Here is a 26,232-nt window from a genome sequence, read left to right as displayed (position 1 = left end):
GACCGGACAACGCACGGCCGGCCACGCGGCATACGGTGGGGCCATGACCCTGCGCATCGGTTACAAGGCCTCCGCCGAACAGTTCGCGCCCCGAGAGCTGCTCGACTTCGGGGTGCTCGCCGAGCAGGTCGGGCTCGACAGCGTGCTCGTCTCCGACCACTTCCAGCCGTGGCGCCACGACGGAGGGCACGCCCCCTTCTCGCTCGCTTGGCTCGCGGCGCTCGGCGAGCGCACCGAGCGGGTGCAGGTCGGCACCTCGGTCATGACCCCGACGTTCCGGTACAACCCGGCGGTGGTGGCCCAGGCCTTCGGCACCCTCGGCGCGCTGTACCCCGGTCGCGTCATGCTCGGCATCGGCACCGGGGAGGCGCTCAACGAGGTCGTCGTCGGGTCGGTCGACGAGTGGCCCGAGTTCAAGGAGCGGTTCGCGCGGCTGCGCGAGGCGGTCACGCTGATGCGCACGCTCTGGACCGAGGAGCGGGTCACCTTCGACGGCGACTACTACCGCGTCGTGGACGCCACGGTCTACGACCGTCCCGACCGGCCGGTGCCCGTCTACGTGGCCGCCGGCGGCCCCCTCGTGGCGCGGTATGCCGGTCGGTCCGGTGACGGGTTCATCTGCACCTCGGGCAAGGGCGAGGAGCTCTACCGCGACAAGCTGCTCCCCGCGGTGGACGAGGGGCTGGCCAAATCCGACCGCACCCGCGACGACCTCGACCGGATGATCGAGATCAAGCTCTCCTGGGACCCGGACCGCGAGCAGGCCGTGACGAACTGCCGCTTCTGGGCGCCGTTGTCGCTCACCGCCGAGCAGAAGCACGGCACCAGTGACCCGGTCGAGCTGGGGCGGCTCGGTGACGCGCTGTCGGACGAGCAGATCGCCTCACGATGGATCGTCTCCGACGACCCGGACGAGGTCGTCGCCGCCGTGCAGCCTTACGTCGACTGGGGTTTCAACCACCTGGTCTTCCACGGGCCGGGGCACGACCAGGCCCGCTTCCTCACCACGTTCGCCGACCGGGTCCTGCCCGGGCTGCGCGAGCTGGGCTGACCGGGTTCCCCTGCACCCCAACCGAATCTAGGCTGGATGACATGACCGAGATGGAGCCCCGCACCCGGTGGTCGGAGGTGTCCGGCGGCCCGGGCGCCGCGACCGCGTACCAGCGCCGGTTCGACGACCTGGCCGCCCAGGGCATGGACATCCACGGCGAGGCGGCCTTCGTCGCCTCGGTCCTGTCGCCGCCCGCCCGGGTGCTCGACGCCGGCTGCGGCACCGGTCGGGTCGCCACGCAGCTCACCGCCCTCGGCTACCACTGCGTCGGGGTCGACGCCGATGCCGCCATGATCGAGGTGGCCGCGCAACGCGACCCCGCGACGACGTGGGTGCGCCAGGACCTCAGCCGGTTGCAGCTGCGGTCGCAGGCGTTCGAGCTCGCCGTGCTCGCCGGCAACGTGATCCCGCTGCTCGCCCCCGGCACCCTGCTCGCCGCCGTGCAGCGGCTGGCCGCCCACCTCCAGCCCGGCGGCCTGCTCGTGGCAGGCTTCGGGCTCGATGCCGCCCACCTGCCCCAGGGCTGCCCGGTGACCCCCCTGGACGACTACGACCGGGCCTGCGAGGTCGCCGGACTCACCCTCGTGCGGCGGCACGGCACGTGGGACCGCGAGTCGTGGCGGCCCGACTCCGGCTACGCCGTGTCCGTCCACCGCCTCGGCGGCTGACGGGCTGGAGGCGGCTGAGGGGCTTGAGGGGACCGATGGCTTGAGGGGGCAGCAGCCCCCGACCGCTCAGTCCGCCCACGCGGAGCGTGGGACCCGGGAGCGGCTCAGTCCTCGCCTTCCTCCCACGCTTTGTCCTCGGCGTCCCACTTCTCGGTGCGCTCGCGTGCGGTCTGCAGCGCGTTGGACGCCTCTTCCTGCGAGTCGTAGGGACCCATCAGGTCGTCCCCCTGGCTCTTGTTGTCGTCGCTCTCGACCTGACCGCTGCTGACGTTGTACCAAAAGGCCATGGGGGTGCCCTCCAACTCGACGGATCTGCGTACGTCCCTAGACTCCACCGTATGCCGTTGACGTACGCAAGCGTGGCACCGGGCGTGGTCTCCCCACGCCGTCCGGTGCCCGCCTCGATCGTGCGGCCCGAGTACGTCGACCGGCCCGCGCCGGCACGGGACACCGGGTCGGAGGTCAAGGACCCGGAGACCATCGACCGGATGCGGGTGGCCGGGCGGATCGCCGCCCAGGCCATGGCGGCAGCCGCCGCGGTCATCGCGCCGGGAGTCACGACGGACGAGATCGACCGGGTCGGCCACGAGTTCCTGCTCGACCACGGCGCCTACCCCTCGACCCTGGGCTACAAGGCTTTCCCGAAGTCGCTGTGCACCTCCGTGAACGAGGTCGTCTGCCACGGTATCCCCGACGACCGTCGCCTGGAGGACGGCGACATCGTCAACATCGACATCACCGCCTTCATCGACGGGGTGCACGGCGACACCGACGCCACCTACCTCTGCGGCGACGTCGACGAGGAGTCGCGGCTGCTGGTCGACCGCACCCGCGAGGCGATGATGCGCGGCATCAAGGCCGCCATCCCCGGCCGCGAGATCAACGTGATCGGGCGGGTGATCCAGAGCTACGCGCGGCGCTTCGGCTACGGCGTGGTGCGGGACTTCACCGGGCACGGGATCGGGCGCAGCTTCCACAGCGGCCTGGTCATCCCCCACTACGACGCGGCGCCCTCCTACAGCACCGTGATCGAGCCGGGCATGACGTTCACCATCGAGCCGATGCTCAACCTCGGCACCCCCGAGTGGGAGATGTGGGACGACGGGTGGACGGTCGTGACAGCAGACCGCCGTCGTTCGGCACAGTTCGAGCACACCATCCTCATCACCGAGACCGGCAACGAGATCCTCACGCTGGCATAGCACGGCAACACCGCACGGAAGGCGGACCGATGGCGAAGGAAGCCAAGCAGGCCAAGCACGGACTCCCGTTGGGGATCGACGTGGGTGGCAGCGGCATCAAGGGTGCGCCCGTCAACCTGGCGAAGGGCTCCTTCGCGTCGAAGCGGATGAGGATCGACACCCCCACGCCCTCGACCCCCGAGGCCGTCGCTGCGGTGATCGACCAGATCGTCGACCACTTCGACGACGTCCGAGGCGACTCCCCCATCGGCGTGACCATCCCCGGGGTGGTGACCCACGGCATGGTCCGGTCCGCCGCCAACATCGACAAGTCCTGGCTCGACTTCGACGCCGAGCCGATGCTCGAGAAGGTCCTGGGCCACGACATCGTCCTGGTCAACGACGCCGACGCCGCAGGGGTCGCCGAGCTGCACTACGGCGCTGCCAAGGGCCAGAAGGGCCTGGTCGTCATGACGACGCTGGGCACCGGCATCGGCACGGCGCTGATCTACGACGGCGTGCTCATCCCCAACTCCGAGCTCGGGCACCTCGAGATCGACGGCTTCGACGCCGAGTCGCGCGCGGCCTCCTCCATCAAGGACAAGGAAGACCTCTCGTACCCCGTGTGGGCCGAGCGCCTGCAGCGCTACTACAGCCACCTCGAGGCCCTGTTGTGGCCCGACCTCATCGTGGTCGGTGGCGGAGTGTCCAAGGACGCCGAGCAGTTCCTGCCGCTCCTCAAGCTCAAGACGCCCATCGTGCCGGCGACGCTGGAGAACAAGGCGGGGATCATCGGCGCTGCCCACCTCGCCGCCCACAAGTAGGCCAGCCCGCTCGAGGGACCCGGCGGCCGCCGCCGGGTCCTCAGCGCATCGCGACGAGGTCCTGCAGGAGCAGCGCCTGGCGACGACGGAACAGGTCGGCGCCCAGCCGGGTCCCGACCGCCAGCGCCACCCCGCCCAGCAATGGGCCGAGCACGAGCGCGGCCCAGGCCGCCCACTCCACGCCGAGGTATGCCGCGACCGCCAGTCCCAGCGCCGGGAGCGACAGCGTCCACACCGCAACGCCGCAGACGGCCTGGACGCCGAGCGTCACCCCGGCCGACCCCGGACGGCTGGTGAACGGGTTCTCGCCCGGTGCCGGCACGGCATACTGCTTCACCGCGCTGGTGACGCAGGCCACCGCGAAACCGTTGAGCGCCAACGCGCATGCGGTGCCGAAGGTCGCCGGCAGCATGCGCCACGGCGCGCCGAACACGGGTCCCAGCAGGCAGTAGACGGGGATGCAGACCACGGCCATCAGTCCTGAGGGGAAGAGCCGGCCCAACCGGTCGCTGACCCCGTCGACCCCCGAGGCGACGTGCAGCCAGAACGCCGTGGAGTCGTAGCCGACGTCGTTGTGCTGTCCCCAGCCGATGAGGTAGGCCGACGCCAGAGGCATCCCGAGGAGGGCCGCCTGGGACCCGGAGCCGAGGCCCGGGATGAGCAGCCCGGCCGGCAGCAGGATGGTCATGATGGCCGGGACGTTGAAGCGGGGGTCGCGGACCCAGTAGGTGCCCGCCCGCGCCGCGATCGCGCCCATCGGGGTCGCCGGGAGCCTCCCGAACAGCCCCAGTCCCGCCGAGACCTTGCCGCCGTCCGCGGAAGCCGACCGCGGGTTGCGCAGGACGGAGATGAGGAGCCGTTCCCAGACCACGAGGAGGACCAGGACGAGTGCAGCAGCCAGGGCGAGGTGCGTGAGCCCCGTGCTCCACTCCCCCAGGGTGAAGTCGCCGGCCGCCGCCCAGGCCCAGCCCAAGGGGGTCCAGGCCAGCACGTGGGCCGCGCTGTCCAGGGTGGAGCGGTCGATGCCCCCGTCGGAGAGCCCGCCGATCAGCGGGCCGGCCACGATGAACAGCAACAGACCCCCGACCCCCGCCACATCGCGGCCACGACGGGTGGCGAGGACGGCCGCGGCTGCTGCGGTGACGATCCTGCTGAGGAGGACACAGGTCAGCAGGCCGAGCAACCCACCGACGAGCGCGGCCACGGTGGCGGACACCGAGCGCGAACCCGCCACCACGGTCCCGAGCACCAACAGGATCGTGGCGACCCCCGGCAGCCCGACCAGGGCCGTGAGGACCAGGCCGACCGCCAGCGTCCGCTCTCGGACGGCGAAGGTCGCGAACCTGGTGGGGTCGAGGGTCGGGTCGACCCCGAAGAGGATGATCGGCAGCAGTGACCAGCCGGCCACGAGCACCGACCCCGTCACCACGACGACCGACCCGGGGAGCTCGAGGTCGCCCTGCGCGCGCAGCGCCACCAGACCGGCGAGGGCGAGCACCACGAACCCACCGCCGTAGATCACGCCGATCACCATTCCCACGACCGCCGCGACGCTGCGCCGCAGGCCGTTGCGCAGCAGGTGGAGCTTCAGTCGGACGAGGTGCGCAACCACGCCAGCCCCTCCACGGTCGTGCTGCCGCCGACGAGGTCGAGGAACCGGTCCTCCAGGCTCGCGCCGGCTCGGACCTCCTCCAGGGCGCCCGAGGCACGCACGACGCCGGCGGCGATGATCGCCACGTCGGTGCAGATCCGCTCGACGAGGTCCATCACGTGGCTCGAGAGGACCACGGTCCCGCCGTTGGCCGCGAAGTCCTCGAGGATGCCCCGGATGGTCCGGGCGGACACCGGGTCCACGGCCTCGAACGGCTCGTCGAGGACCAGCAGGCGCGGGGCATGGATGAGGGCGCAGGCGAGGGTGATCTTCTTGGTCATGCCCGCGGAGTAGTCGATGACGAGCTTGTCCTTGGCGTCGGTCAGCCCCAGGGCCGCGAGGAGCTCGGCGGTGCGCTCCGCGACGAGCTGGCGGTCCATGCCGCGCAACAGGCCGGCATACGTCACCAGCTGCTGGCCGTTGAGGCGGTCGAACAGGCGCAAGCCGTCGGGGAGGATGCCGATCTGGGACTTGGCGGCGACCGGGTCGTCCCAGACGTCGACGCCGAGCACGTGGGCCGTGCCGGAGTCCGGGCGCAGCAGCCCGGTCGCCATCGAGAGCGTCGTGGTCTTGCCCGCTCCGTTGGGGCCCACGAGGCCGTAGAACGAGCCCCTGGGCACATCGAGGTCGAGGTGGTCGACGGCGGTGGTCTGGCCGAAGCGCTTGGTCAGCCCGCGCAGGCCCAGGGCGACCTCGGGCACTCGCGTGGTCACGGGCGTGGCCCCTGCGGCTGGCTCGGTGGTGGTCTGCGGGTCCGACATGGGACGACGCTAACCCGTCACCGCTGTCGCGCGACGAGCATTGCCTTCTTCGGCACGTTCTTCTCGACCGTGTAGCGCCGCGGCTTGTCCGCGTCGCGCTCGGCGTAACCCATCTTCTCCAGGCGCATGAGCACCACAGGACAGAGCGCGCAGCGGGGCTTGTCCTTGCAGCACTTCTTCTTCGCCTTGGCGACCTTGGCTCCCTTGGGGGCCTTGGAGTTCTTGGGCACGGAAGGAGAGTAGGTGAGGCTAACCTAAGAACAAAATCCGACTCGCCCCGTGGACGGACGACTGGGCCTGGTCAGCCGGCGGCGAACTCCTGCGGCTCTCCCCCGGCGAGGTCGTGGATCCGCGTCTCCTTCGACCCGAGGTTGCCCGCCTGGGTGAGGTAGAGGGTGCGGCCTGCTGCGTTGAGCAGCCCGTCGTGCACCGGGATCGCGTGCGGGGCGGCCAGCCGGCGCAGGAAGGCCGTCATCTCGCGGCTGCGCGCCCACGGGGCGTTGAGGGGAAAGGCCAGCACGTCGACCCCCTCGGGCTCGGCGTCGAGGGAGTCACCGGGGTGGAAGAAGGTGGGCTCGCCGTCGGCGCTGATCCGCATCCCGGTGTTGTGGATCCGGGGGATCTCTTCGTGGATGAGGGCGTGCAGCTCCCCCACGCCCGCCACGGTCACCGACCCGACCGTGGCGGTGTCGCCCGCAGCGAACGCCGTCACGTCGATGCCCTTGTCCCGCAGGATCGCCGCGGTGTCGGGGTCGGTGACGACCTGCGCACCCGGGTTCGCCTTCAGCAGGTCGGGCAGCCGCTCCTGGTCGAGGTGGTCCGGGTGCTGGTGCGTGACGAGCACCGCGTCGAGGTCGCGCAGCTCCTGGGCCGCCGGCGACCAGGCGCCGGGGTCGAGCAGGAGCCGGGTGTCCGCGACCTCGAGCAGCAGGCTGGCATGACCGAGGTGGGTGATTCGCATGGACCCACGGTATGCCGGGTGGCCGGCCCGGCCCACTCGGCGGACCCGCGCACGGGCCCTTCACAGCCTTCCGACGTGACCTCGCGCCGACTCCAAAACGGCAGCCAGGTCGACTCCGTAGGCCGAGCGTCCGGTCGCAGCGAATGCCGTCAGCCGCTCCGCGGCACGGTCGAAGAGCCGGTCGGCTCCCACCTGGTTGCCGCGGGCCGCATGGGTCATGGCGACGCAGACCTGGGCGAGCCCCTGCCACAGGTCGCGTTCCTCGACCGGTCCGGCCTTCCACCGCGCCTCCAGCACCTCGTGGGCGGAAAACGGTCGTCCTGCTCCCACGAGCTCCCGAGCTGCCGCGAGAGTCTCCTCGGGGGGCAGCGGCTCCTCCGAGACCGGCTCGACACCTTCAGCGCCATAGGGCAGCGGTCGGCCCAGGGCGTCACGCGGCCTGGCCTGGCGGGCGCGGCCGGTGGTGTCCCTGTCACGATCAGAGTCAGTCATGCGACCAGTCTCCCAAGGAGCGGCGTCGGGTGCCCAGTGCACGGCCCGAGCAGCGCGACTCATCCGTTCGCCCGTCGACGTCGAGCCGTCGGCGCGCTTTAGTGGTTCCGTGTCGAATGCCTCTCCCGTCACGACGGCACGGGAGGTCGAGCGGACCTACCTGATGCTGCTCCTCGGCAACACCCTTGCCCAGGCGCTGATCTGGGGCATCAACACGATCTTCCTGCTCGACGCCGGCCTGTCGAACCTCGAGGCCTTTGCGGCGAACGCCTTCTTCACCGCGGGCATGGTGATCTTCGAGGTGCCCACCGGGGTGGTGGCCGACACGATCGGTCGCCGCGCGTCGTACCTGCTCGGCACGATCACGCTCAGCGCGGCCACCCTGGCCTACGTGGCGCTCTGGCACTGGCACTCGCCGTTCTGGCTGTGGGCCCTGGCGTCCATCGGGCTCGGACTGGGCTTCACGTTCTTCTCGGGCGCGGTCGAGGCATGGCTCATCGACGCCCTGGCCGCGGTCAACTTCACCGGCACCGTCGAGTCGGTGTTCGGCCGCGGTCAGGTCGTGGGCGGGGCCGCGATGCTGGTCGGCTCGCTCGGCGGCGGCGTCATCGCCCAGCACACGTCGGTCGGGGTGCCCTTCGTGCTGCGCGCGGCGATCCTCGCGGTGATGTTCCTCTTCGCGTCGGTCGTGATGCACGACATCGGCTTCACACCCGACCCGCGCGGCCGCCCGCTCGCCGAGATGCGGCACATCGTGGCGACCTCGGTGGACCTCGGGTGGCGGGTGCCCGCCGTCAAGTGGTTGATGGTCGAGTCGCTGTTCACCGGTGGTGTCGCCATCTACGCGTTCTACGCCCTGCAGCCTTACCTCTTGGAGCTCTACGGCGACCCGCACGCCTACCAGATCGCCGGCCTCGCAGCGGCGATCGTGGCCGGGGCCCAGATCCTCGGGGGCCTGCTCGGTCCCCGGCTGCGCCACTTCGTCCACCGCCGGACGAGCGCCCTGGTCGCGATCTCGGTCCTGGGGACCCTTTCCCTCGCGCTGATGGGGCTCCTGCAGAGCTTCTGGGTCGTCATCACCCTGGTGAGCGTGTGGGGTCTGCTCTTCGCGGCGGCGATGCCGATCCGCCAGACCTACCTCAACGGCCTGATCCCCTCCAAGCAGCGCGCCACGATCCTGTCGTTCGACTCGCTCATGGGCTCCAGCGGTGGGGTCTGGGGCCAGCCGGTCCTCGGCAAGTCTGCTGACGTGTGGGGCTACGGACCGTCGTACCTGGTCGGCGCCGCGATCTCGGCGCTGGCGGTGCCCGCACTCCTGCTCTCACGTCGCCAGAACGCCCCTGCCGACCGGGTCACGTCCAGCCCCACCACGCCCGGTGTCGCCCCCACCGCCCCCGCCTGACCACGACCGCGGCAGTGCCCGGGCCGAGGTGGGGTGGATGAGTCGGTCGATACGCCGGGTTCTGTCACCGCTGGTCGTTGCCGGCCAGCGGGAGACGGTCATCCATCTAGGACAGCCGTTGCCGACTGCCTCCAGCGCCCTACCCGTGCACTCGGGCGGGCCGCCCTCGAACGTGCACTGTCTGAGCTTGCTCCAGGTGGGGTTTACCTAGCCGGACCAGTCACCTGGCCCGCTGGTGGTCTCTTACACCACCGTTTCACCCTTACCGCGGTGCCTGTCCGGCCGGAGCCGGGTGGTCCACCGTGGCGGTCTGTTCTCTGTGGCACTGTCCCGCGGGTCACCCCGGGTGGCCGTTAGCCACCACCTTGCCCTTCGGAGCCCGGACGTTCCTCGGCGGTGATTGCTCACCGACGCGACCGCCTGACCGACTCATCCGTCGCCAAGGATAGGGCAGGTATGCCGCGCGGCCCGCCACGCGGCATACCTCGCCGTCGCGATCGCGCCGGTGGGCGTCGGCGGGCGACCACGGTCGAGGGTTACCCAGGTAGTCACCGGTCGGGTCCTGCTCGGATCGGGCGGCACACCCCTCACGCTGCCGAACCGTGGTCGCCCGGCGACGGGGCGACCTGGGTCAGTGCATGATCTCGAAGTGCACGGTGCCGGTCGCGACGGTGGCCTCGGTGAGCCGGACCGTGACCGTGGTGCCGAGCTCGGCCTGCCCGGCGGCGTTGGCGAGCACGGCGGGGTCCTGGATCTGCACGACGGCGCCGCCCTTCTCGCGCTGGTCGACGACCATCGCGTCGAACACCTCGCCGACCCGGTCCTCGAGGGCCGCGGCCTCCACTGCGTCGGCGCAGGCGCGCTCCACCCCGCTGGCCACCTTGTCCGAGGCGGCCATCACCTCGGGCAGCGACGGCAGCGCCGCACGCGCCCAGGCAGGCACCTCCGCGCCCGAGCTGACCGCCTCGCAGATGGCGAGCCCGAACCGGTCGACGAGCCGGCGCAACGGCGCGGTGACGTGGGCGTAGGGGGAGGCGACCGCCGCGTGCTCGGTCTGCTCGGGGAGCTCCCCGTCGAACGGCGTGTAGCCGGCTCCACGGAAGAGCGACGTCGCCTCGTGGATGAGCGCGAGGTGCTTGGGGTTGGTGCGGTCGAGGGTGCGCAGGAACTCGCCGTAGGGCGTGCCCTTCTGCCACTCGACCCCGAGCGCGCGGCTCGCGTGGCGGAACCGGCCGACGGCGTTCTGGTCGGGGGCCGGCATGGTGCGCAGGATGCCGACCTTGGCCTTCATCATCATCTCGGCCGCGGCCATGCCGGTCATCAGCGAGATCTGCGCGTTCCAGTCCTCGACCTCCAGCGGTGGCCGGAAGTAGAGCCGGTAGTGGCCGTGGTCGTCCTCGTTGACCTCCTGCTCGGGCATCGGCAGGCTCGCGCCACCCCGGCGACGCTCGAACTCGATCCGCTTCAGCCCGACCTCCTTGAGCAGCAGGAGCCGCTCGTCGGCCGAGCCGTCGTCGATGGCCTTCTGCACTCCTTCGTAGTCCAGCCGGTCGGTGCTGCGCACCATCGCGCGGTAGACCACGACGTCGGTGCCCTCGCCGTCGGCCTTCAGGGTCATGTCCCAGACGAACGCCGGGCGGGTCTGGCCGGCGAGGAGGCTCGCGGCGTCCTCACTCAGCACCGGCGGGTGGAGCGGGGTGCGCTGGTCGGGGGCGTAGATGGTCTGGCCGCGGCGACGGGTCTCGGCGTCGACCGCTCCCCGGGCGCGGACGAAGGCGGGCACGTCGGCGATGGCGTAGCGGACGCGGTAGCCGTCACCGGCACGCTCGATGTGCAGGGCCTGGTCGAGGTCCATCGACCCCGCCGGGTCGATGGTGAGGAACGGCAGGGCGGTCTCGTCGCGCTCGGGCAGATCGGGGGCGTCCGCGGCAGCCTTCGCCTCGGACTCCACCTCGGGCGGGAACGCCTCGGGGACCTTGAGCTCGGCACGGATGGCGTCGAACCTCGCGACCAGCGCTGCGGACTGCTCGACGGTCTGCTCGCGGGTGGGTTCCTGGACGTGGATGCTGCGCTTGGGCATGACCCCAACCTAACCAGCACCCACCGCCGGGAGCCGTCGGCGAACCGCCGGACCGCTGGTCCTAGGCTGTCCGTGTGCTCATCCTGCTGCCTCCGTCGGAGTCGAAGACCGGGCGCACCCGGGGCCGGTCGGTGGTCCCCGAGCACCTGTCCTTCCCCGAGCTCGCGCCGACCCGCCAAGCCGTCGCCGACGCGGTCGCCAAGGTGAGTGCGCACCCCGACGCGGCAGCCACGCTGGGCGTCAGCGCCAACCTCACCGCCGAGATCGCCCGCAACCTCGTGCTGCACACCGCGCCGGCCCTGCCCGCCTCCCGCGTCTACTCCGGGGTGCTCTACGACGCGCTCGGCTACGCCGACCTCGACCCCGCTGCGAAACGCCGGGCCAACCGCTGGATCGTCGTCGTGTCGGCCCTCTACGGTGCCGTCCGACCCACCGACGCGATCGCGCCCTACCGCCTCTCGATGGCCGTGAACCTCCCCGGCGTCGGACCGCTCGCGAGTGCCTGGAAGCCCGAGCTCACCGGCGTCCTTCCCCAGGTCGCCGGCCGGGGCGTCGTGGTCGACTGCCGCTCCAGCACGTATGCCGCGGCGTGGACGCCCACGGGCGACCTCGCCGACCGCTGGGTGCAGGTCCGGGTCCCGGGCGCCACCCACATGGCCAAGCACACGAGGGGCCTCGTCGCCCGCGAGCTGTGCCGCGTGGGACGCGACGTCCGGCGGGTGCCCGACCTCGTCACCGTGCTCGAGGAGTCGTTCGACGTCGAGCTCACGCCGCCGGGCAAGGCTGGGCGGCCCTGGGTCATCGACACCACTGCACGCGCGTGACGCAGGCGCCGCAGTCGCTGCGGTCGTCCCGGTCGACGCGGTGAACGCCGCCGAGCTGGGCGATGTCCTGCTGCGGGTGCTCCCGGTCCTCATCTTCTTCGTGGCGATCACCGTGGTGGCCGAGATCGCCGACGCCGCAGGGGTTTTCGACGTCGCGGGTCATTGGGCGTCCCGGGCCGGACGGCACCGTACGCCGGTGTTGTGGCTGCTGTTCGTCCTCGTCGCGGTGGCGTGCACCGTCGTCCTCAGCCTCGACACGACGGCTGTACTGCTCACCCCGGTCGGGCTGGCGATCGCCGCCCAGCTCGGCATCTCCCCCGTGCCGTTCGCCCTGACCACCCTGTGGATCGCCAACACGGCCAGCCTTTTGCTGCCGGTATCGAACCTCACCAATCTCCTTGCCCTGCATCACTTCGAGCTGCTTGGTGTGGGGCACACGGGGTACGTCCGGCTGGCCGTCCTGCCCGCAGTTGCTGCGGTGGTCGGCACGGTGCTGGTCCTCGTCGTCCTGCACCGGCGCGAGCTCGCAGGGCGCTACCTGCCGGACGCCCCGCCCGACCCGCACGACCAGGTCCTCCTGCGGGTCTCGGCCGCGGTGTGCGTGGCCGTCGGTCCGCTGTTCGCGGTGGGGCTGCCCCCGGCCTGGGTCTCGGGGATGGCCGCAGTCGTCCTGGTCGTCGCAGCGTGGTCGCGCGACCGCGACCTCGTGCGCCACCTCACCGTGCCGTGGAAGATGGCGCTGGCGGTGGCCGCGCTCTTCGTCGTGATCGACGCCGCGCTCCAGCTGGGCCTTGAGCCCGCCCTCGCGTCGCTGGCCGGCGACGGCACCTCGGCCGCGGACCTGGCGCAGGTGGCCGGTGCGGGAGCGGTCGCGGCCAACGCCGTGAACAACCTGCCCGCCTACATCGCCCTCGAGGCCGTGACCTCGGACGACCCCCAACGACTGATGGCGCTGCTCATCGGGGTCAACGTCGCACCGTTGGTGACGCCGTGGGCCTCGCTGGCCACCCTGCTCTGGGCTCAGCGGTGCCGCGCGCGCGGCATACAGATCTCGATGTGGTCGCTCGCCGTCCAAGGGCTCCTGTGCGCTGTCGTGGCGGGCGGTCTGGCGCTGGGCGCCCTCGTCGTCAGCGCTTAGTCGGCCTTGGCTCGCCCGGTCGCGCGCGCGGTCAGTCGTCGAGGAGCCTGGCCAACGCCTGCTCGCGGCGACGGGCCACGACCCGCTCGTCACTGACGATCGCCGGCACCGGCGCGAGCATCACCACGAGGAGACACCAGGGCACCCCGACCCCGGAGGCGGCGAGGACGACCGCGAGCGTGAGCAGCACCAGGGAGGCGAGCCCGTTGCGCAGGGCCGCCTGGTCCAACCCGACGAGCAGGGCGTAGAGGGCGGCGAGACAGAGGCCGAACACCGCCACCGGCACCGCCGTGGCGAGGACGACCCCGACCGGGCCGAGCGTCGACTCGCCCTCGAGGTAGTAGGCGGCGACGTGCAGCCCGGCGCCTGTGGCGGCGATCGCCATGAAGACGGCGATGTGGCCGTAGCCCCAGCGGAAGCCGAGCCGGCGCCTGCGGTGCAGCACGTCAGCCGACGGGAGAGTGAAGTACAGCCACCACATGGTGAAGGCCAGACCGGTGCCGGCCAGACCCAGCACGACGACGTCGACGCTCAACCCGTGTTGTTCCTCCACGAGCACCGACAGCGCGGCGATGGTGCCGAGCAGGCACTCGCCGAGCGCGATGATGGCCAGCAGGCCGTGCCGCTCGGCGACGTGGTGCGCGTGCCAGGGCGTGCCACCGCGTCGACGCTCGGCGAACAGCGGCCCGCCGAGCTCCACGACGTAGAGCGGGAGCATCAGGACGAAGGTCTGCCAGGGTGTGGTGTGCACGGCGATGAGCACCACCCAGCCGACCTGTGCCAGGGCGATGGCCTTCGCGTAGGCCAGGCAGGCGGACCGACGGGCCGGGTCCTGCTTGGCGGCCCGCAGCCACTGGAAGACCATCGCGAGCCGCATGATCACGTAGCCGGCGACCATCAGGCCGTTGTCGAGGTGCTCGCCGTGCTCGAGCGAGGCGAACAGCGGCGGGATGCCGATGGCGAGGACGAGCACCCCGACCATCTGCACCATCGTGGTGACGCGGAACAGCCAGTCGTCGGTGTCGTAGGCCGAGGCGAACCAGGTGAAGTTGATCCACGCCCAGACGATCGCGAACATGCTGAAGACGAAGCCGACCAGCCCGCTGGAGAGGTGGTCGGCCGCGACGGCATGGGAGAACTGCGCGGAGGCCGCGCTGAAGGCGAGGACGAAGCTCAGGTCGAAGAACAGCTCGAGCGGCGTCGCGGTGCGGTGCGACTCGTCCTCGCTCCGACCGGTCATCCTGCTGAGCCGGTGCGTCGTGGCCATGCGGGCAGCCTAGGGGTGCGGCTCAGCCGAGCCCGCGGACGAGGTCCTCGATCACGTCCAGCGGATCCTCGAGGCCGACCGAGATCCGGACCGTACCGTCGGTGATGCCGACCGCAGCGCGCGCCTCGGGCGTGAGCCTGCGGTGGGTCGTGGTGGCCGGATGGGTCACCATCGACTTGGCGTCACCGAGGTTGTTGCTGATGTCGACGACGCGGAGCCCGTTCATGAGGGCGAACGCCTCGTCCTTGCCGCCGTCGATCTCGAACGTCACCACCGTGCCCCCACCCAGCATCTGGCGCCGGGCGAGGTCGTGCTGTGGGTGGGACGGCAGCCACGGGTAGAGCACCGTCGTGACGCGCGGGTGCGCCTCGAGGGCCTCCGCGACGGCCAGCGCGTTCGCGGCCTGCTTCTCGACCCGCAGCGAAAGGGTCTCCAGCCCCTTGACCAGGACCCACGCGTTGAACGGCGACATCGACGGACCGGTGTGCCGCATCAGGTTCTTGACCGGGCCGTTGACGAACTCCGCCGTGCCCAGCACCGCGCCACCCAGGGTGCGGCCCTGGCCGTCGATGTGCTTGGTCGCGGAGTACACGACGATGTCGGCGCCGTGGTCGAGCGGCTTGGAGAAGACCGGCGTGCCGAAGACGTTGTCGACGACCACCTGGGCGCCGGCCGCATGCGCGAGGTCGGACACCGCGCGCATGTCGACGAGCTCCTGCATCGGGTTGCTCGGCGTCTCGAAGAACACCGCCTGGGTCGGCACCGACAGCGCCTCGCGCCACTGGTCGAGGTCGGGCCCGTCGACGAACACCGTCTCCACGCCCCACCGCGGCAGGATCTCGTCGAGGATGACGAAGCAGGAACCGAACAGCCCGCGCGAGGAGACGACCCGGTCGCCCTGGCCCAGCAACGCGGCCAGCGCGACGAACACCGCCGACATCCCCGACGCCGTGGCGAAGCAGGCCTCGGCACCCTCCAGCTGGCGCAGCCGCTCCTCGAACATGGTGACCGTGGGGTTGCCGTAGCGGCTGTAGATGAAGTGGTCGACCTCGTCCTTGAACGCCGCCTCGGCCTGCTCGGCACTCTCGTAGACGAAGCCCGAGGTGAGGTAGAGAGCCTCGGCGGTCTCGTCGAAGTTGCTGCGCGCCAGTCCGCCTCGCACGGCGACCGTGTCGGGGCGGAACGTGGGGCCCTCCCCCGAGTCCGGGGTCAGCTCGCTCATCCCTGGCGCCACGGCAGTCCGGCGTTCTTCCACCCCGAGACGGCCCGGTGGTGGTGCTCGTCGTGCGGTCCCTCGAAGCCCTCGAGGACGTTGTAGGCCGGACCGAGCCCCGCTCGCGTCGCGGCCTTGGCGGCGGCAGCAGACCGCACGCCGGACCGGCAGATGAAGTAGATGGGGGCTCCGTCCGGCAGGCCCACGTCCTGGAGCTGCTCGACGAAGTCGCCGTTGACGGCTCCGTCGGGATAGCGCTGCCACTCGACACAGACCACGCGCTTGCCGAGCGCGCTCAGGTCGGGCAGCCCGACGTAGCTCCACTCGGCCCTCGTCCGCACGTCGACGAGGACCGCGTCGTCGTCGGCTGCCAGCGCGGCATACGCGTCGTCGGGGGTGACGTCTCCGGCATAGGTGCTCGACGCAGCGTTGGTGGCCCCGGCGTTGGTTGACTCCGCGCTCATGTCGCCCAGCGTAGGACTCTCGCCACATGGCGAGACGAGCGGCCCACCTCGTGGACGTCTCGCACGGGCATCGCGCGCATCGGCAGCCAGGCCCTGCGGCGCTTGTCCATGCAAAAGGCGAGTTAGCGCCGGTCGCAGGTCGCTCACTCGCCTTTTGTATGGATCAGCGCCGGGTGGTGACCACCGGTGCCGGCAATGGCAGGCGTGAGACGCGAGCCTACGTGCGGTTGGTGAAGGCGACCGAGACGTTGCCGTCCGGCCAGACCTCGAGCGCCGTCAGCGACCCGGGTGCCGCGGCAAGCCGCCAGACCTTGTCGTGCGGGATGCCCAGCACGTGCGCGAGCACGCACATGATCGGCTTGCGGTGGCACACGACGACGGTGGTGCCCCCTGCGGCGACGATGCGGTCGAACGCCGCCACCACCCGCGCAGCGAGCTGGTCGTGCGACTCCCCGCCCGGACGCGCGTAGGCCGGGTCGACCCGGAGGGCCGTGAGCGCGTCGGCCTGGTCGCGGACCAGGTCGGGGATGCTGGCGCCGTCCCAGTCGCCGAAGTCCTGCTCGTCCCAGTCGGGGTCGACCGCGGGCGTCACCCCGATGGCCTCCGCCACCGCCGCGCCGGTCTCCCTGGCCCTCGCCAGTGACGAGGTGACCACGCGCGCCGGGGCGCCACCCAGCAGGTGGGCGGTCGCCCGGCCGGCGGCGGCGGCTTGCGCCTGCCCGGCGGTGTTGAGCGAGGGGTCGGAGCCCCCACGTCCGTCGAGGCGGGAGGCGACCGTGAAGTCGGTGACGCCGTGGCGCACGAGCACGATGCGGGTCGGCGTGCCCTCCCCCGGGCCGGGTGGGGCCGGGCTGGGCGCCGGGTCGATCACCTCGTCGACCACCTCGGCCACGGTCGCGTCATCAGCCGAGTCGCCCTCGCCGACGAGCATCCGGTCGATGGTCTTGCCGTCCATGCCGTCGTTGGACAACGCGTCGGCGTCCTTGTTCCGCTCACGCGGGATCCAGGTGAACGTGACCGATCCGCCGGCAGCGCTGATCTGCGCGGCCAGGTCGCGGGCCTCCAGCGCGAGCTGGCGCATGTCGGGGTGCTTGATCTTCCAGCGCCCGGCCATCTGCTCGACGACCAGCTTGGAGTCCATCCGCACCTCGACGTCGGCGCTCGCGTCGATCCGCAGCACCGCCCCGAGCCCGGCGATCAGGCCGGAGTACTCCGCGACGTTGTTGGACTCCTTGCCCAGCGGGGCAGCGCCCTCCCAGAGCACCCGGCCACTGGCACCGTCGCGCACCAGCGCGCCATAGCCCGCGACGCCAGGGTTGCCCCGGGAACCACCGTCCGCCTCGACGACGAGCGTGCGTCCAGTCATGCCGACACGGGTCAGAGGCCGGACTCGGCGGTGCGCACGAGGATCCGACGGCACTCCTCGCACCGGAGCAGCTCGTCCGCGGCAGCCGCCTTGATGCGGTTCATGTCAACGTTGTTGAGCTCGAGCTGGCAGCCACCGCACCGGCGCTGGCGCAGCGGCGCGGCGCCGAGGCCACCGCTCTGCGCGCGGATCTTCTCGTAGAGGGCGACCAGGTCGTCGCCGACGCCGGCCACGATGTCGGCCCGCGGGGCGGCGACCTTGACGGCCTCGGCCTCGAGGTCGGCGAGCGCGGCGTCCCGGGCCTCCTGGGCGGCGGTCAGCTGCTCGGTGAGCGTGGCGCGCTCGGCGTCCAGCTGGGTGACCGCCGACTCGGCGTCCTCAGCGCGCTCCATGACCTCGAGCTCGACGTCCTCCAGCTCGGACTGTCGCCGGAGCAGGGAGGTGAGCTCGTGCTGGATCGCCTGGAGGTCCTTGGCGGAGCCGGTGCCGGCGTCGAGCCGGGCCTGGTCGCGCGCCGCGCGGTCGCGCACCAGCTGCACGTCGGCCTCGGCCTTGGCGACCTCGCGCTGGATGTCGCCCAGCTCCGTCCTGGCGCGCACCAGCAGGGAGTCGAGGCCCTCGGCCTTGGTCTCGAGGTCGGCCAGCCGGGCGTGCTCGGGCAGGCTCTTGCGGGCGTGCTCGATCTGGTCGAGACGGGTGTCTATCGCCTGCAGGTCGAGCAGTCGCCACTGACGCGACGGGTCGGCTTTCAGGACGTACCTCCAGGGCCAGCGGGCGGTTCGGCTCCGACCACGAAGTCCCACGGGTCGGTGCGCAGTGTTGAGATGTGGGTCTCCACCTTAGAGGTGCCGTCGCCGGTCGCCGCAATCGCCGTCCGCACCCGAACCGCGGCACCGGCCAGCCACAGCGACTCGGTCGCCCAGTGCCCGGCGTCGACGATGTAGGGCGGGCCACCCCGGGCCTCCTCGCGCGCCTCGAGCACGGGGTGGTGACGCAGGTCGGCGGTGACGTAGACGTCGGCCCGACTGGCCCGGACGTGGTCGAACAGGTCGTCACCGGCACCCCCCATCACGGCGATGCGCTCGACGCGGGCGTCGGGTGGCCCGGCGACCCGGAGCCCACCCGGGGAGGGCGGCAGGGCGGCATGCAGGGAGGCGGTGAACTCGGCCAGCGTGACGGGTGGGTTGAGCCGGCCCACCCGGCCCAGCGCCTGTCCCTCGACGACGGCGAGCGGCTCGACGTCGGTGAGGCGGCAGGCCTGGGCCAGCGCGTCGTTGACACCGGGCTGCGCGACGTCGGCGTTGGTGTGGGCCACGTAGAGCGCGAGGTCGTTGACCACCAACGCCGTGACCGTCGCGCCCTTGGCGCCGGTCGTGGCCACGCTGTGTATGCCGCGCAGCAGCAAGGGGTGGTGCGTCACCAGGAGGTCGGCCCCCAGGGCCCGCGCCTCCTCCACCACGGCGAGCGTCGGGTCGACGGCGAAGTGGATCCTGCGGACCGGCTGGCTGAGGTCACCGGCCACCAGCCCGACCTGGTCCCAGGACTGGGCGGTCGACGGTGGGTAGAGGTGGTCGAGCACCCGGACGACCTCGGCGAGGGTGGTGTGCATGTGGGCCCGGCCGGGCTCGAACCGACGACATCCACGGTGTAAACGTGGCGCTCTACCAACTGAGCTACAGGCCCCGTGTCGTCACGCCGCGGGCACGCCGCGATCGGACAGCGGCGTCATTCTGTCAGGTCACCGCGCGATGTGTGGTCAGCCGCGCAGCTCGGCCAGGGCGGCGTGGTAGCCGCTGAAGTCGCGGGGCTCGCCGATCTCGTTGACCAGGGACCAGCGCACGATCCCCTCGGTGTCGATGAGGAAGGTGCCGCGCAGCGCGGCGCCGGCCTGCTCGTTGAAGATGCCGTACTGCTGGGCGACCGCCCCGTGCGGCCAGTAGTCGGACAGGAGGGGGAAGAAGTACCCCTCCTTGTCGGCCCACGCACGCTGGCTGAACATGTGGTCACAGGAGGCGGCGAGCACCTGCACGTCGTCGCCGACGAACCCACCGAGGTCGTCGCGGATCTCACAGAGCTCACCCGTGCAGATGCCCGAGAAGGCGAACGGGTAGAACACCAGCACGACGTTCTTGGTGCCCCGGAAGTCGGCCAGCGAAAACGCCTGGCCGTTCTGGTCCCTGAGGGTGAAGTCCGGAGCCGGCGTGCCCACTGCGATCGGTGACGTCATGGTCGGCAGTCTGCCAGCGGGGTCAACGCCGTCCGGTCTTGGGTGCGACCAGCTTGGTCGCGGTCCAGTCGTCGCAGGCGTTGACGGTGCCCGAGGTGTGCAGGCCCGCCGTCGTGGCGGCCTCCTCGATGTCGCTCGCCTCGACGTGCCCGCGGCGGCCGGCCTTGAGCGTCAGCACGACGACCGAGCCCCCGTCGCCGAGGTTGGTCAGTGCGTCGACGACCGCGTCGACGAGGTCGCCGTCGTCCTTGCGCCACCAGATCAGCGACGAGTCGGCGACGTCCTGGTAGTCATCGTCCTCGAGGTCGGTGCCGGTGTGGTCCTCGATGGCGAAGCGGAAGTCGTCGTCGACGTCAGAGTCGTAGCCGAACTCCTGGATCACCTGTCCGGCGGTGAAGCCAAGTCGGCCCACCGATGTCTGCAGCGCAGATTGCGCTGGCGTGGTCACACCCTTCTCCATCCCCTCGAGTCGGTCAGTTGCAGGTAAGTCCATCGGGTTGGGCCGGGTTTTTCAACCGAGTCGCCGGAATACGCACAGTTTCCCACCGCGTGGACAGCCGCGCCGGCGGGGTTAGGGTCGGAACCATGGCTGACCAGCAGCGTTCCGACGGGCACCCCGAGACCACCACCGAGGCCCTGAGCGTCGTGGACCCGACCGGTGCGGTGGACGCCCACGAGCCCAAGCAGTGGGCCGCCGGGCTGCCGGCCGTGGCCAACTCCTTCCGCCACGGCATCGAGCAGATGGGGCTGCCGCGGACCGCGCGGGTCTTCGGCCGGCTCAACCAGGACCACGGGTTCGACTGCCCGTCGTGCGCGTGGCCCGACCCGGAGGCCGGTCACCGCCACGTCGCCGAGTTCTGCGAGTCCGGCGCGAAGGCGGTCGCGTGGGAGGCGACCAAGCGGCGGGTCGACCGCGACTTCTTCGCCAAGCACTCGGTGGCCGACCTCGACGCGCAGAGCGAGTGGTGGCTCGGGCAGCAGGGGCGGCTCACCGAGCCCATGCACCTGCGACCCGGCGGCTCCCACTACGAGCCGGTGTCCTGGGACGAGGCCAACTCGATCATGGCCCGCCACCTGCGAGCCCTCCCGTCCCCCGACGACGCGGTCTTCTACACCTCCGGGCGCACGAGCAACGAGGCGGCGTTCCTCTACCAGCTGATGGTCCGGGCCTATGGCACGAACAACCTGCCCGACTGCTCCAACATGTGCCACGAGTCCTCCGGGACCGCGATGAGCGAGCAGATCGGCATCGGCAAGGGCGCCGTCACGCTCGAGTCGCTGGAGCAGGCCGAGCTGATCGTCATCGCCGGGCAGAACCCCGGCACGAACGCCCCACGCATGCTGACGCACCTCGAGCGGGCGAAGGAGAACGGCGCCGTCATCGTGGCGGTCAACCCACTGCCCGAAGCCGGGCTGATCCGGTTCAAGAACCCCCAGTCCCCGCGCGGCCTGGTCGGCGCGGGCACGGCGCTCGCCGACGACCACCTGCAGATCCGGCTCGGGGGTGACCACGCGCTGTTCCGTGCCGTGGGTCACCTGCTGGTCGCGGCCGAGCTGGCTGCCCCCGGCACCGTCGTCGACCGCGCGTTCGTCGAGGCGCACACCGCAGGCTACGACGCCTACGTCGACGCGGTGCGCGAGATCGACTGGGACGCAACGGAGCTCGCGACCGGGCTCCAGCGCTCTGAGATCGCGGCGCTGGCCCAGCGCTTCACCGAGTCGAGGGCCACCGTCGTCTGCTGGGCCATGGGCCTGACCCAGCACGTGCACGCCGTCATGACGATCCAGGAGATCGTGAACGTCCTGCTGCTCCAGGGCAACATCGGCAAGGACGGAGCGGGACCGTGCCCGGTCCGCGGCCACTCGAACGTGCAGGGCGACCGCACGATGGGGATCTGGGAGCAGATGCCCCAGTCGTTCCTCGACGCGCTCGGCGCCGAGTTCGGCTTCACCCCTCCGACCGCGCACGGCGTCGACGCGACGGCCACCGTCCAGCGACTGCGCGACAAGTCGGTGCGCGTGTTCGTCGGCATGGGCGGCAACTTCGCGATGGCCACGCCCGACACTCCCGTGGTCCACGAGGGCCTGCGCGCGTGTGACCTGACGGTGCACGTGTCCACCAAGCTCAACCGCTCGCACACCGTGACCGGCACGGAGGCACTGATCCTGCCCTGCCTGGGCCGCACCGACCGCGACTCCACGCCGAAGGGCGACCAGGGCGTCACCGTGGAGGACTCCCAGGGGCAGGTGCACCTCTCACGAGGGCGGCTCGACCCGCCCTCGGAGCACTGCCGGTCCGAGGTCGCGATCGTGGCCGGCCTCGCCCACCGGATCGTGCCCGGGGTCGGGACGATCGACTGGCGGGCGCTCGGCGAGGACAACGACCTCGTCCGCGACCGCATCTCCCGCGTCGTCCCGAACTTCACCGACTACAACGACCGGGTCCGCGAACCGGGCGGGTTCCTGCTCCCCCACAAGCCGCGCGACCTGCGTGAGTTCGACACCCCGAGCGGCAAGGCGGAGTTCCTCGCCGGGACCGTGCCCCAGCTCGAGGTGCCCGAGGACCGCCTGCTGCTGCAGACGATCCGCAGCCACGACCAGTTCAACACCACCATCTACGGCCACGCCGACCGCTACCGCGGCATCTCCGGCAACCGCCGGGTGGTCCTGGTGAACCCCGACGACCTCCACCGGCTCGGGTTCCATGCCGGTCAGGTGGTCGACGTGGTGAGCGAGTTCGAGGGCGTCGACCGGCGGGCCGAGGGCTTCACCCTCGTCGCCTACCCCACCGCCGCCGACTGTGCCGCGGCCTACTACCCCGAGACCAACGTGCTCATGTCGGCCGACCACGTCGCACTGCGCTCGAACACCCCGGTGGCCAAGGCGCTGGTCGTCCGCTTCGAGGCTCGCCAGCCCTAGACCCGCTGCCGGGCGCGGCTGGAGCGCAGCACCTGCTCGTTGAGCAGCCTGACCGCGTCGGGTTCGTCGAGGTGGGCGACGGTCGGTGACACCGGACCGACCGTGGAGACGATGCGGACGGTGGCCACGCCCCTGCGGCGCTGCACCGGCCCCTGCTCCACCTTCAGCGACTGGATCCGGGCGTGGGGCACGAACTGCGCCGCGCGGTACCACGCGCCCCGGCGCGTCAGCAGCCCGTCGGGCAGCACGGCATACCCCTGACGGCTCCAGCTGAGCGGGTCGAGGCGGCGGGCCCGAGCGGTCGAGGTGACGAAACCCTCCGCCGCTCCCTGCCCTTCCAGCGCGGCCAGGGCCGCGTCACGGGGTATGCCGGGGTGCACGAGGGTGAGCACGCGCAGGGCCTCCTCGCGGTTGCCCACCGGCATGAGGACGGTTTGCGTCTCGGCGTCACCGGTGCCTGCGCCGGCGACGTTGACCTGGATGCGCCACCAGCCGGTGAGCCGCCACGGCAGCGACTGGCTGACCTCGACCGCCTGGATGCGGTGCACCGGCACCGTCGTGGTGCGCAGGTCGGTGAGGCCGTGCCGGATGCGCAGGCGGTCGCCCTGGTGGACCAGCTCGAAGTTGCACTCCTGGGTGAGCCGCTTGAGGTGGGCGCTGCCGATCGCGAGGGTCATCGGGCCGAGCCAGGCCACCATCTCGGGCACCCCCAGCGCGACCGAGAGCACCAGCGCGGGCACCGCGACCACGATGGCCAGGCCGGGACCGCTGTAGAGGACCGACTGCAGGATCCGAGCGTTGGGGATGGCCAGCACCCGGTCGCCAGCCGGGGCGGGCGCCGGCAGGTCGGCGTAGTCGGCCTCGGTGAGGCCCGACGCGTCGACGCCGACCCGGCCCGCGACGCCGTCGGCTGCCGAGGCCCACGAGCCGGTGGCCTCGTCGCTGCGGCCGGCCAGCGCCATCAGCTGCTCGCGCACCTGCTGGGCCTGCGCGTCGGTGAGGAAGGAGAGCTTGAGGTGGGAGTCCTTTCCACCCGCGGACTGGACCACGACCTCCGACAGCCCGGTCAGGCGCGCGAGCAGCGGACGCCCGAGGTCGACGGCCTGGATGCGGTCGAACCGCACCTGCCGGTGCTGGCGGAAGAGCACTCCGGTGCGCAGCTCGATCAGCGTCTCGGCGACCCGGAAGCGCGAGAAGCGCCACGACACCCACGCCCCCGCGATGATGGCGAGCAGGACCACGACGACCCCGATGGCCGCGAGGCCCAGGTGGCCCTGGGTGGGGTCGTCGCGATCGGCACCGAACAGCGAGTCCGCCTGCTGCGACACGATGTAGGCCAGCACCGCCAGGAAGGCGATCCCACCCCTGAGCAGGGGCGAGAGCGGGTGCAGGTGCCGCCACTCCCCCGAGTCGTCGCCGGGGCGAGCAGCTCCCGGCTCCTCGGTGGTCACAGACCGGCCCGCTGCGACTCGCCTCGGGCGGCCAGCCGCTCGCGCAGCGCCTCCGCCTCGGCCGTCGGCAGCCCCGGGATCTGGCCGCCGCTCTGGGGCGACGCGGTGTGCAGCTCGACCGTCGCCATGTCGAACCGGCGCTCCAGCGGCCCGGACTGCACGTCGACGAACTGCAGCCGGCCGTACGGGACGCTGACGAGGGTGCGGAACATCCGGCCGCGGCGCACCACCAGCTCCTCGGCCCCCTCGGCCCAGGTGATCGCCGGGACCTGTCGACGGATCAGCCAGGTGCCGAAGGCGAGCGCGGCCGCGACGACGAGCGCTCCGATCCAGAAGTCCTTCCACACGAACGCCGCGAGCCCGAGCAGCGCCAGCAGGAGCGGCACCAGGAACACGGAGAGGACGAGCAGCCGCGCCGTGGCGAGCTTGGGTGACACCGGCCGCCACGGCATACCGGCGTCGCCGAAGAGGCGCACCTCGGTCGGGGACGGGGGCTGGTCGTGCGGGGCGTCGCTCACCCCTCCAACTTATCCGGCGACCCCTCGTGCCCGGCATCCACCGCGCGGCATACATTGCAGGCGTGGGACGGGTGACGAGGCGGACGCCAGCGGTCAGGGTCGAGGTGACCCCGGACGGTGTGCGCACCACCGCGCGCCCGGACACGCTCGCCGTCGAGGAGCCGTTGGAGATCCGGGTGGGTGGCAGGTCCGTCACCGTGACGATGCGCACCCCTGGCGACGACTTCGACCTGGCGCTGGGCAACCTGCTCACCGAAGGGGTGCTGCGCCGGGGCGACGACGTGGCCCAGCTGATGCACTGCCTCGACGAGGACGAGTCCGGCTCCCCGACGTACAACGTCGTCGACGTCACGCTCGCCCCCGGGGTCGTGCCCGACCTCGATCGGAGCGCCCGCACCGGCTACCAGACCAGCGCCTGCGGCGTGTGTGGCAAGACCAGCATCGACGCCATCTCCGCCACGAGCCCGTATGCCGTGGCCGACGATCCCGTCGTGCTCTCACCGGTGGTGGTCGCCGGGCTGCCCGACGCGATGCGGGCCAGCCAGAGGGTCTTCGACAAGACCGGGGGGCTGCACGCCGCCGGGATCTACAGCCCCGACGGGGAGGCCCTGGTCGTGCGTGAGGACGTCGGCCGCCACAACGCCGTCGACAAGGTGATCGGCTGGGCCGCCCGCCAAGCGCGACTGCCACTCACGGGACACGTGCTGGTGGTCAGCGGCCGAGCCAGCTTCGAGCTGGTGCAGAAGGCGGTGATGGCGGGCCTGCCCGCCCTCGTCGCGGTGTCCGCGCCGTCGTCCCTGGCGGCAGAGCTCGCGGAGCAGAGCGGGCTGACGCTGGTCGGCTTCGCCCGGGCGCCGCGGCTGACCGTCTACGCCGGCGCCCACCGGCTCGGGCTCTAGCCCTGGAAGGGCCTCTGGCTCCGGCTCTGGCCGGGTCGGGGATCAGGCCCCCCTGTCCTCCGCGTCTTCGGGGAAGACGTCGACGACGACGACCTCGACACCCGCCGCCTCGAAGGGACGGATCTGCTGCGGTGTCGCGCTGTCGTCGGTCACCAGGGTCCAGCGGGCCGGCATGACAGCCCAGGCGTGGAACGGCGCCTCCCCGAGCTTGGCGCCGTGGGCCAGGACGTAGACGTGGTCGGCCCGGCTCATCATGAGCTCCTTGAGCCGGGTCTGCTCCAGGTCCTTCTCGCAGATGCCACGATCGGCGCGCACGCCGTCGGCACCGATGAAGGCCCGGTCGAAGGACATCCGCTCGAGGGCGGCCTCGGTGACCGGCCCGACGAAGCTCTGGCTCACGGTGCGCAGCCGTCCGCCGAGGAGGATCACCTCGATGTCCTCCGCGTCGGTGAGGGCCTCGAGCGAGGTGAGGCCGATGGTCGCCACCGAGAGCCCGCGGAAGTGCTTGAGCTCGGCCGCGAGTGCGGCGTTGGTCGACCCACCGTCGAGCACGACGTTCTCGCCAGGGATGACCTGGGCCGCGGCCCAGGCGGCGATGGCCTGCTTGGCCTCGTGCGCCTCGCCCAGGCGCTGTCGCAGGGACGCCTCGGGGTGTGGCTCGAGGCTGAGCGCCCCACCGTAGGTGCGGGCCAGCTTGCCCTGGGCGGTGAGCAGGGCCAGGTCACGACGGATGGTCGAGGCGGTCACCCCGAGCTTGGCCGAGAGCTCCTCGACGCTGGTCAGCCCGTGGGACGCCGCGAGCCGAGCGATCTCGTTGCGGCGGTGCTCAGACCGTGACCGTGCCATCAGTGGCGCACCCTATCCGAGATCATCTG

At 71.6% G+C, this 26,232-nt stretch carries 27 protein-coding genes, 1 tRNA gene and 1 other RNA gene; 9 read left to right on the top strand and 20 right to left on the bottom strand.

All coding sequences use genetic code 11. The features are described 5' to 3' along the window. Window positions 1-43: 43 nt before the first annotated feature. Window positions 44-1,051, top strand: a complete 1,008-nt coding sequence (gene fgd / locus AC1DWJ_RS18925; RefSeq protein ID WP_477621664.1) for a glucose-6-phosphate dehydrogenase (coenzyme-F420) — start codon at window positions 44-46, stop codon at window positions 1,049-1,051. A 41-nt stretch (window positions 1,052-1,092) separates the two neighbouring features. Further along, the gene (locus AC1DWJ_RS18920; RefSeq protein WP_477621663.1) at window positions 1,093-1,719 is read left to right on the top strand and encodes a class I SAM-dependent methyltransferase; all 627 of its coding nucleotides are present in this window, start codon (window positions 1,093-1,095) and stop codon (window positions 1,717-1,719) included. A 104-nt stretch (window positions 1,720-1,823) separates the two neighbouring features. Here the strand turns inward: AC1DWJ_RS18920 and AC1DWJ_RS18915 are convergent, their stop codons facing one another. Continuing rightward, the gene (locus AC1DWJ_RS18915) at window positions 1,824-2,006 is read right to left on the bottom strand and encodes a methionine aminopeptidase (RefSeq protein ID WP_457256587.1); all 183 of its coding nucleotides are present in this window, start codon (window positions 2,004-2,006) and stop codon (window positions 1,824-1,826) included. Window positions 2,007-2,057: 51 nt separating this feature from the next. Here AC1DWJ_RS18915 and map point away from each other — a divergent pair, with 51 nt between their 5' ends. Next, window positions 2,058-2,921 carry a type I methionyl aminopeptidase gene (gene map / locus AC1DWJ_RS18910; protein ID WP_477621662.1) on the top strand — a complete coding sequence of 288 codons (864 nt, stop codon included), beginning with the start codon at window positions 2,058-2,060 and terminating at the stop codon, window positions 2,919-2,921. Between the two features lie 29 nt (window positions 2,922-2,950). After that, window positions 2,951-3,724 (top strand): polyphosphate--glucose phosphotransferase, encoded by a 774-nt coding sequence (ppgK, locus tag AC1DWJ_RS18905; protein ID WP_477621661.1) that lies wholly within the window; start codon window positions 2,951-2,953, stop codon window positions 3,722-3,724. 40 nt (window positions 3,725-3,764) lie between these two features. Here the strand turns inward: ppgK and AC1DWJ_RS18900 are convergent, their stop codons facing one another. The 5 genes from AC1DWJ_RS18900 to AC1DWJ_RS18880 form a co-directional block, all read right to left on the bottom strand. Next, window positions 3,765-5,336: a hypothetical protein gene (locus tag AC1DWJ_RS18900; protein WP_477621660.1), complete on the bottom strand. Its 1,572-nt coding sequence runs from the start codon at window positions 5,334-5,336 to the stop codon at window positions 3,765-3,767. Further along, window positions 5,312-6,136, bottom strand: a complete 825-nt coding sequence (locus AC1DWJ_RS18895; RefSeq protein ID WP_457256593.1) for an ABC transporter ATP-binding protein — start codon at window positions 6,134-6,136, stop codon at window positions 5,312-5,314. Before AC1DWJ_RS18895 ends, AC1DWJ_RS18900 begins: the two co-directional genes overlap by 25 nt. 17 nt (window positions 6,137-6,153) lie before the next feature. Continuing rightward, a complete protein-coding gene (locus tag AC1DWJ_RS18890) occupies window positions 6,154-6,366 on the bottom strand; it encodes a hypothetical protein (protein ID WP_457256595.1) in 213 nt (70 codons plus the stop codon). Window positions 6,367-6,437: 71 nt separating this feature from the next. Then, window positions 6,438-7,097: an MBL fold metallo-hydrolase gene (locus tag AC1DWJ_RS18885; protein WP_477621659.1), complete on the bottom strand. Its 660-nt coding sequence runs from the start codon at window positions 7,095-7,097 to the stop codon at window positions 6,438-6,440. Window positions 7,098-7,157: 60 nt separating this feature from the next. Further along, entirely contained in the window at window positions 7,158-7,589 is a 432-nt protein-coding gene (locus tag AC1DWJ_RS18880; RefSeq protein ID WP_457256598.1) for a DUF309 domain-containing protein, read from the bottom strand. Window positions 7,590-7,698: 109 nt separating this feature from the next. Between AC1DWJ_RS18880 and AC1DWJ_RS18875 the strand changes: the two genes are divergently transcribed. Then, window positions 7,699-8,991: an MFS transporter gene (locus AC1DWJ_RS18875; protein ID WP_457256599.1), complete on the top strand. Its 1,293-nt coding sequence runs from the start codon at window positions 7,699-7,701 to the stop codon at window positions 8,989-8,991. Between the two features lie 34 nt (window positions 8,992-9,025). On the opposite strand, the gene rnpB is transcribed toward AC1DWJ_RS18875, so the two are convergent. Together rnpB and AC1DWJ_RS18865 are read right to left on the bottom strand one after the other, a co-directional pair. Then, window positions 9,026-9,423: RNase P RNA component class A (gene rnpB, locus AC1DWJ_RS18870), an RNA gene on the bottom strand. Between the two features lie 199 nt (window positions 9,424-9,622). Beyond that, window positions 9,623-11,071 (bottom strand): RNB domain-containing ribonuclease, encoded by a 1,449-nt coding sequence (locus AC1DWJ_RS18865; RefSeq protein ID WP_477621658.1) that lies wholly within the window; start codon window positions 11,069-11,071, stop codon window positions 9,623-9,625. A 74-nt stretch (window positions 11,072-11,145) separates the two neighbouring features. On the opposite strand from AC1DWJ_RS18865, the gene AC1DWJ_RS18860 reads away from it, so the two are divergent. Both AC1DWJ_RS18860 and AC1DWJ_RS18855 read left to right on the top strand, forming a co-directional pair. Next, window positions 11,146-11,895, top strand: coding sequence for a YaaA family protein (locus AC1DWJ_RS18860; RefSeq protein WP_477621657.1), 750 nt, complete (start codon window positions 11,146-11,148; stop codon window positions 11,893-11,895). Then, window positions 11,855-13,033 carry an ArsB/NhaD family transporter gene (locus tag AC1DWJ_RS18855; RefSeq protein WP_477621673.1) on the top strand — a complete coding sequence of 393 codons (1,179 nt, stop codon included), beginning with the start codon at window positions 11,855-11,857 and terminating at the stop codon, window positions 13,031-13,033. Before AC1DWJ_RS18860 ends, AC1DWJ_RS18855 begins: the two co-directional genes overlap by 41 nt. 31 nt (window positions 13,034-13,064) lie before the next feature. On the opposite strand, the gene AC1DWJ_RS18850 is transcribed toward AC1DWJ_RS18855, so the two are convergent. The 9 genes from AC1DWJ_RS18850 to AC1DWJ_RS18810 form a co-directional block, all read right to left on the bottom strand. Beyond that, complete coding sequence (locus tag AC1DWJ_RS18850) at window positions 13,065-14,300, bottom strand: low temperature requirement protein A (protein ID WP_477621656.1); 1,236 nt, start codon at window positions 14,298-14,300, stop codon at window positions 13,065-13,067. Window positions 14,301-14,322: 22 nt separating this feature from the next. Next, window positions 14,323-15,522 (bottom strand): O-succinylhomoserine sulfhydrylase, encoded by a 1,200-nt coding sequence (locus AC1DWJ_RS18845; protein WP_457256605.1) that lies wholly within the window; start codon window positions 15,520-15,522, stop codon window positions 14,323-14,325. Continuing rightward, window positions 15,519-15,977 carry a rhodanese-like domain-containing protein gene (locus AC1DWJ_RS18840; protein ID WP_457256606.1) on the bottom strand — a complete coding sequence of 153 codons (459 nt, stop codon included), beginning with the start codon at window positions 15,975-15,977 and terminating at the stop codon, window positions 15,519-15,521. The genes AC1DWJ_RS18845 and AC1DWJ_RS18840 overlap by 4 nt, the downstream gene beginning before the upstream one ends. A 217-nt stretch (window positions 15,978-16,194) precedes the next feature. Continuing rightward, window positions 16,195-17,343, bottom strand: coding sequence for a bifunctional RNase H/acid phosphatase (locus AC1DWJ_RS18835; RefSeq protein ID WP_477621655.1), 1,149 nt, complete (start codon window positions 17,341-17,343; stop codon window positions 16,195-16,197). Window positions 17,344-17,354: 11 nt separating this feature from the next. Next, a complete protein-coding gene (locus AC1DWJ_RS18830) occupies window positions 17,355-18,095 on the bottom strand; it encodes a zinc ribbon domain-containing protein (protein ID WP_477621672.1) in 741 nt (246 codons plus the stop codon). Then, a complete protein-coding gene (locus tag AC1DWJ_RS18825; RefSeq protein ID WP_477621654.1) occupies window positions 18,092-18,952 on the bottom strand; it encodes a Nif3-like dinuclear metal center hexameric protein in 861 nt (286 codons plus the stop codon). The genes AC1DWJ_RS18830 and AC1DWJ_RS18825 overlap by 4 nt, the downstream gene beginning before the upstream one ends. 1 nt (window position 18,953) lies before the next feature. Continuing rightward, window positions 18,954-19,026 (bottom strand) — tRNA-Val (locus tag AC1DWJ_RS18820). Between the two features lie 73 nt (window positions 19,027-19,099). Continuing rightward, window positions 19,100-19,570 (bottom strand): peroxiredoxin, encoded by a 471-nt coding sequence (locus AC1DWJ_RS18815; RefSeq protein ID WP_457256610.1) that lies wholly within the window; start codon window positions 19,568-19,570, stop codon window positions 19,100-19,102. 22 nt (window positions 19,571-19,592) lie between these two features. Further along, on the bottom strand, window positions 19,593-20,018 hold the full coding sequence (locus AC1DWJ_RS18810; RefSeq protein ID WP_457256612.1) for a DUF3052 domain-containing protein: 426 nt from the start codon (window positions 20,016-20,018) through the stop codon (window positions 19,593-19,595). Window positions 20,019-20,155: 137 nt separating this feature from the next. Between AC1DWJ_RS18810 and AC1DWJ_RS18805 the strand changes: the two genes are divergently transcribed. After that, window positions 20,156-22,489, top strand: a complete 2,334-nt coding sequence (locus AC1DWJ_RS18805; RefSeq protein WP_477621653.1) for an FdhF/YdeP family oxidoreductase — start codon at window positions 20,156-20,158, stop codon at window positions 22,487-22,489. On the opposite strand, the gene AC1DWJ_RS18800 is transcribed toward AC1DWJ_RS18805, so the two are convergent. Together AC1DWJ_RS18800 and AC1DWJ_RS18795 are read right to left on the bottom strand one after the other, a co-directional pair. After that, window positions 22,486-23,940, bottom strand: a complete 1,455-nt coding sequence (locus AC1DWJ_RS18800; protein ID WP_477621652.1) for a PH domain-containing protein — start codon at window positions 23,938-23,940, stop codon at window positions 22,486-22,488. The genes AC1DWJ_RS18805 and AC1DWJ_RS18800 overlap by 4 nt on opposite strands. After that, window positions 23,937-24,458, bottom strand: a complete 522-nt coding sequence (locus AC1DWJ_RS18795) for a PH domain-containing protein (protein WP_477621651.1) — start codon at window positions 24,456-24,458, stop codon at window positions 23,937-23,939. Before AC1DWJ_RS18795 ends, AC1DWJ_RS18800 begins: the two co-directional genes overlap by 4 nt. Before the next feature lie 62 nt (window positions 24,459-24,520). Between AC1DWJ_RS18795 and fdhD the strand changes: the two genes are divergently transcribed. Then, window positions 24,521-25,357 (top strand): formate dehydrogenase accessory sulfurtransferase FdhD, encoded by an 837-nt coding sequence (gene fdhD / locus AC1DWJ_RS18790; protein ID WP_477621650.1) that lies wholly within the window; start codon window positions 24,521-24,523, stop codon window positions 25,355-25,357. A gap of 42 nt (window positions 25,358-25,399) precedes the next feature. On the opposite strand, the gene AC1DWJ_RS18785 is transcribed toward fdhD, so the two are convergent. Beyond that, on the bottom strand, window positions 25,400-26,203 hold the full coding sequence (locus AC1DWJ_RS18785) for a DeoR/GlpR family DNA-binding transcription regulator (RefSeq protein WP_477621649.1): 804 nt from the start codon (window positions 26,201-26,203) through the stop codon (window positions 25,400-25,402). Window positions 26,204-26,232: the final 29 nt, after the last annotated feature.

This window comes from Pedococcus sp. P2_D7, assembly GCF_056404295.1.
This window is presented reverse-complemented; position numbering and strand designations above follow the sequence as displayed.

What these genes read in the sequence shown, in the direction of transcription:
- AC1DWJ_RS18880 (WP_457256598.1), bottom strand. Translation starts at nt 7,589, where the DNA reads ATGACTGACTCTGATCGTGACAGGGACACCACCGGCCGCGCCCGCCAG.
- ppgK (WP_477621661.1), top strand. Translation starts at nt 2,951, where the DNA reads ATGGCGAAGGAAGCCAAGCAGGCCAAGCACGGACTCCCGTTGGGGATC.
- fgd (WP_477621664.1), top strand. Translation starts at nt 44, where the DNA reads ATGACCCTGCGCATCGGTTACAAGGCCTCCGCCGAACAGTTCGCGCCC.
- AC1DWJ_RS18895 (WP_457256593.1), bottom strand. Translation starts at nt 6,136, where the DNA reads ATGTCGGACCCGCAGACCACCACCGAGCCAGCCGCAGGGGCCACGCCC.
- AC1DWJ_RS18815 (WP_457256610.1), bottom strand. Translation starts at nt 19,570, where the DNA reads ATGACGTCACCGATCGCAGTGGGCACGCCGGCTCCGGACTTCACCCTC.
- AC1DWJ_RS18885 (WP_477621659.1), bottom strand. Translation starts at nt 7,097, where the DNA reads ATGCGAATCACCCACCTCGGTCATGCCAGCCTGCTGCTCGAGGTCGCG.
- AC1DWJ_RS18840 (WP_457256606.1), bottom strand. Translation starts at nt 15,977, where the DNA reads ATGAGCGCGGAGTCAACCAACGCCGGGGCCACCAACGCTGCGTCGAGC.
- AC1DWJ_RS18825 (WP_477621654.1), bottom strand. Translation starts at nt 18,952, where the DNA reads ATGCACACCACCCTCGCCGAGGTCGTCCGGGTGCTCGACCACCTCTAC.
- AC1DWJ_RS18915 (WP_457256587.1), bottom strand. Translation starts at nt 2,006, where the DNA reads ATGGCCTTTTGGTACAACGTCAGCAGCGGTCAGGTCGAGAGCGACGAC.
- AC1DWJ_RS18865 (WP_477621658.1), bottom strand. Translation starts at nt 11,071, where the DNA reads ATGCCCAAGCGCAGCATCCACGTCCAGGAACCCACCCGCGAGCAGACC.
- AC1DWJ_RS18805 (WP_477621653.1), top strand. Translation starts at nt 20,156, where the DNA reads ATGGCTGACCAGCAGCGTTCCGACGGGCACCCCGAGACCACCACCGAG.
- AC1DWJ_RS18835 (WP_477621655.1), bottom strand. Translation starts at nt 17,343, where the DNA reads ATGACTGGACGCACGCTCGTCGTCGAGGCGGACGGTGGTTCCCGGGGC.
- AC1DWJ_RS18845 (WP_457256605.1), bottom strand. Translation starts at nt 15,522, where the DNA reads ATGAGCGAGCTGACCCCGGACTCGGGGGAGGGCCCCACGTTCCGCCCC.
- AC1DWJ_RS18785 (WP_477621649.1), bottom strand. Translation starts at nt 26,203, where the DNA reads ATGGCACGGTCACGGTCTGAGCACCGCCGCAACGAGATCGCTCGGCTC.
- map (WP_477621662.1), top strand. Translation starts at nt 2,058, where the DNA reads ATGCCGTTGACGTACGCAAGCGTGGCACCGGGCGTGGTCTCCCCACGC.
- AC1DWJ_RS18920 (WP_477621663.1), top strand. Translation starts at nt 1,093, where the DNA reads ATGACCGAGATGGAGCCCCGCACCCGGTGGTCGGAGGTGTCCGGCGGC.
- AC1DWJ_RS18850 (WP_477621656.1), bottom strand. Translation starts at nt 14,300, where the DNA reads ATGGCCACGACGCACCGGCTCAGCAGGATGACCGGTCGGAGCGAGGAC.